Source organism: Vibrio sp. 10N.222.46.A1 (assembly GCF_041473595.1).
Taxonomy (GTDB): Bacteria; Pseudomonadota; Gammaproteobacteria; order Enterobacterales; family Vibrionaceae; genus Vibrio; species Vibrio tasmaniensis_A.
The window spans coordinates 1-4,021 of record NZ_JBFRSN010000163.1; the positions used below are offsets into that span (position 1 = coordinate 1).

Sequence of the window (4,021 nt, forward strand, 5' to 3'; positions counted from 1 at the left end):
ATTATACCCTTGGGTAGCCGTTTTGCTATTTGCTATTTAACTTATTAACCGAGCAAGTTTTTTGGTTCAGTTAAGCGCTTAGCGAAGCATTAAGCGTGAGCCAATGGAGTTGTCGATTGGCGTAACCATTCCAATGTATCACCTTCAACTAATGGGCTAACGTCGTTCCATACCTTCTGATGGTAGTCGTTCAGCCACGCCAGTTCAGGTCGTGTTAGCAAATCAACATTGATGTTGCGCTTATCGATAGGGCAACGAGTTAGCGACTCAAACGTTAGTACTGAGAAATCACCTTGAGTTGGAAGCTCAACTACCAATTCTAGGTTCTCGATACGGATACCAAACTCATCAGCACGGTAGTAACCCGGCTCGTTTGATAACACCATGCCTTCAACAAGAGGTACGTCGATAAGCTTCTTAGAGATGCTTTGTGGGCCTTCATGAACACTTAGGAAGTGACCAACACCGTGACCAGTACCATGATCGTAATCGAAGCCTTCTGCCCATAAGTGCTGACGCGCTAGGATATCCAGTTGGAAACCACGAGTACCCTGTGGGAAACGCGCACGTGCAATGCCGATGTGACCTTTAAGCGCTAATGTGAACTGCTGAATCATTTCGTCGCTTGGTTGGCCAATCGCGATAGTACGAGTGATGTCGGTTGTACCATCTAAGTACTGACCGCCTGAATCGACTAGGTACAGAGTATTCAGTTCTAGCTGACCAGGTTCAGGTTGGTTCTCATGGTTGTAGTGACACATTGCTGCGTTGCCGCCAGCCGCAGAAATGGTGTCAAAACTTAGATCCATCAGCGTCGGGTCTTGCTCGCGGAATGATTGTACTTTGTCAGCCAATACCGCTTCGTTGTGTAGGTTACCTTGCGCGACTTCTGCATCAATCCAAGATAGGAATTTCACCATCGCAACACCATCACGAATGTGACACGCCTTCATGCCGGCAATTTCAGTATCGTTTTTAGCGGCTTTTGGCATTAGACATGGGTCTGCTGCTTCAATGAGATGAGCGCCAGCGTTTTGAAGAACAAGCGTATACCAAGCATTACTTGTGCCTGAATCGACAGATACGTTTTTGCTTTCTAAAGATTGAAGGCGCGCTTCAAGCTCTGATGGGTGAGAAACGCGAATACCATTACCAACGTGCGCTTCAAAGCCAGCCGGGATGCGTGCTGGGTCTAGGAAGAAATCGACGCTTTCATCGGCGTGAATGATCGCGTTGGATAACACAACAGGTAGGCGAGATACGTCCAAGCCACGAATGTTAAGCAACCAACAGATTGAGTCTAGCTCGGTAAGGATAGCGGCGTCCGCACCTTTTGCTTTTAGTAAGCCAGCAATTTCAGCGCGTTTGCTCTCGCTTGATTGACCAACGGCGTCTGTTGCCATTAGGCGAACATCAGACACGACAGGCTCAGGGCGATCAGACCAAAGCTCATCAATTGGGTTTGCTGGGAGCGTTGTTAGCTCAACTTTCTCCGCTAGTTTTGCTTGTGCGCCTTTCAACCAAGCAGCGGTGTGCATGCGTGGGTCGAATGCAACCTTACTGCCTTGTGGCAATGAATTGATGATCCAATCTAAAGTCGGTTCTTCAATAAGGTGGCGATACTCAAATAACTCTGCTGGTACCTGCTTACGAACCTGAACGGTGTAGCGACCATCTACAAAAATAGCAGCAGTTTCACGAGTGATAACAGTGGCACCTGCAGAGCCAGTGAAACCTGTTAACCAGTGAAGTCGCTCGTTATGAGCGGGAACGTATTCACCTAGATATTCGTCTTCATGTGGAATGATAACGGCATCTAGGTTGTTTGTTTCAAGCCAAGCTCGAACCGCAGCAACGCGTTCAGCAGTGATATTGTGCATCTGTGTTTATCCTTATTGTTAGGGTCCTTGTTAACACTCACAGTCGATATACATGCGAGGGGACTTATTAGGTCAATAAGCTAGCGCTTTTGTTCGTTTGCTGCAAACGCTGTACGCCATTTTTATCTAAGGTGCAGAGTTTTTTCTTTGATGATATCTCGCAACCAAGTTAAGGCTGGGTCATTTTCTCTGTCACGGTGCCAAAACAAAGTGTATGCCATCGGTGGGAACTCCATTGGTAAAGGAACAACCACTAAGTCGAGTTGCTTAGCGACGAGGTAAGTAAAATGGCTTGGTGCGGTAAACACAAAGTCGGTGTAGGTACATAGGCTTGCAGCGCTATTGAAGTCTGGAACAGAAATAGCGATATCACGTTGGTGACCAAGATCAGCCAGTTTGTAGTCGAGCAGCCAGCGGTCGTTACCATCACACCTTACTTGTACATGACGCTGCGCAAGGTAGATTTCCAAATCCCATTTACCATTCAGAGCGGGGTGGTTGCGTCTTAGCACACACATCTGTGCGTCGCGGTAGATCTCTTGTTCGCAAATGTCGTCTGGCGGCAGCATAGTTAAACGCGCATCGTTGATGTCGATGTCTTTGCCAGTGAGTCCGATATCTAGTTCGCCAAGCTGCAGCTTCTTAAAGGTTTGTTCTGTCCAAGCATGGGTGTTGATATTGACCTTAGGTGCTTGTCGAAATATCGCCGGTAAGAAGTGCGGAAGAATCAGCGGGTAAACACTCTCAACGGCAGCAATATGAAAACTATGGTCACTGTTGTTGGGAATGAATGTCTCAGGCTGAGTGAGAACATCAAGTTGGTTGATCAACGTTTCTAACCGAGGCTTGAGGAAAACAGCTTTCGGTGTTGGTCGTAGGCCATGAGCACTTCGCGTAAAAAGGGGGTCATTAAATTGTTCACGAAGCTTGGCTAGCGACTTACTCACGGCTGATTGGCTCAAGCATAATCGGTGTGCGGTGCGAGTGACACTCAGCTCTTCCATCAGCACCTGTAAGCAAACCAATAGATTGAGGTCGAGGCGTGATAGTTTCTCGATATTCATGTGAGTTTCCTATTTGGAATAATGCTAATGAGTATATGCCATTTTTGTTCATATCTTTAGTTGGTTATTATGCACCTAAATTAACTCATTCGGAGAATCTTGTGCCTTCTAACGCGCTTCCAACCCCAAGTAAACTGCAGGTTGCTTTATTGGCAATGCTGGTTCTATTTAGCCCTCTGGCTATAGATATTTATCTTCCAGCTCTGCCACAAATTTCAACAGCGTTTCACGTGGAACACGCACTAGCACAAGATACGATTACTTGGTTTTTATTCGCCATGGGTGTCGGGCAATTATTTGCAGGCCCTTTGGCTGATAAGCTAGGACGTCGAACCGTTGCATTGGGAGGTGTTAGTATCTATGCATTGAGTGCTTGCTTGGCGTGGGCAGCTCAATCGATTGATATGATGCTAATAGCTCGGCTGCTACAAGGCTTAGGAGCTTGTGCGACTTCTGTAGCAGCCTTTGCGACGGTTCGCGATCTATTTGGTCCTGAGAAAAGTGGCCGTATGATCAGTTACCTCAATGGTGCAATTTGCTTTATTCCTGCACTAGCACCGATTCTTGGCGCTTGGTTAACTCATCAATTTGGTTGGCGTTCGAACTTTAGCTTTATGGCAGGCTTCGCAGTCGTTGTTGGCACTATCTTATTCTTCCAAATGAAAGAGTCTAACCCTGCGACAGAAAAGGTTGCGGTGTTCAAGCTTGAGCGATACTGGTCAGTATTGAAAACACCATCATTCCTTTTCCACGCAACCTTGTGTCTGATGGCGATGGCAGTGATTCTCGCTTATGTCACCTCTGCACCGGTTGTGTTGATGGAAAACCTAGGCCTGACCATGAAAGAGTTTACTTTCTGGTTTGGTGTTAATGCGGCCATCAACATTGCAGCAGCGTTTACTGCACCTAAATTTATGGACCGCTTTGGTACCTATAAAGCACTGGTCGTTGGTATCTCAACGCTGGGTTTAGCGGGCGTGATTATGTTAGTGCTTGCAGAACACGCTAGCCCAATTGCATTCATGCTGCCAATCTTCTTGTCTTCAGTGGGTTTTGCTTGGATTCTCGGTGCTGCTG

Annotated in this window: 3 protein-coding genes; 1 reads left to right on the forward strand and 2 read right to left on the reverse strand. The window is 46.9% G+C overall.

Annotation, left to right across the window (positions count from 1 at the left end; translation table 11 throughout):
• Positions 1-89: 89 nt before the first annotated feature.
• Both AB4496_RS05725 and AB4496_RS05730 read right to left on the reverse strand, forming a co-directional pair.
• Positions 90-1,880: an aminopeptidase P family protein gene (locus tag AB4496_RS05725; RefSeq protein WP_009848178.1), complete on the reverse strand. Its 1,791-nt coding sequence runs from the start codon at positions 1,878-1,880 to the stop codon at positions 90-92.
• Positions 1,881-2,002: 122 nt separating this feature from the next.
• Positions 2,003-2,944, reverse strand: a complete 942-nt coding sequence (locus AB4496_RS05730; protein ID WP_009848179.1) for a LysR family transcriptional regulator — start codon at positions 2,942-2,944, stop codon at positions 2,003-2,005.
• Between the two features lie 101 nt (positions 2,945-3,045).
• On the opposite strand from AB4496_RS05730, the gene AB4496_RS05735 reads away from it, so the two are divergent.
• Positions 3,046-4,021, forward strand: a 976-nt coding sequence (locus tag AB4496_RS05735) for a multidrug effflux MFS transporter (RefSeq protein ID WP_372130681.1), incomplete at its 3' end; no start/stop codon positions are given.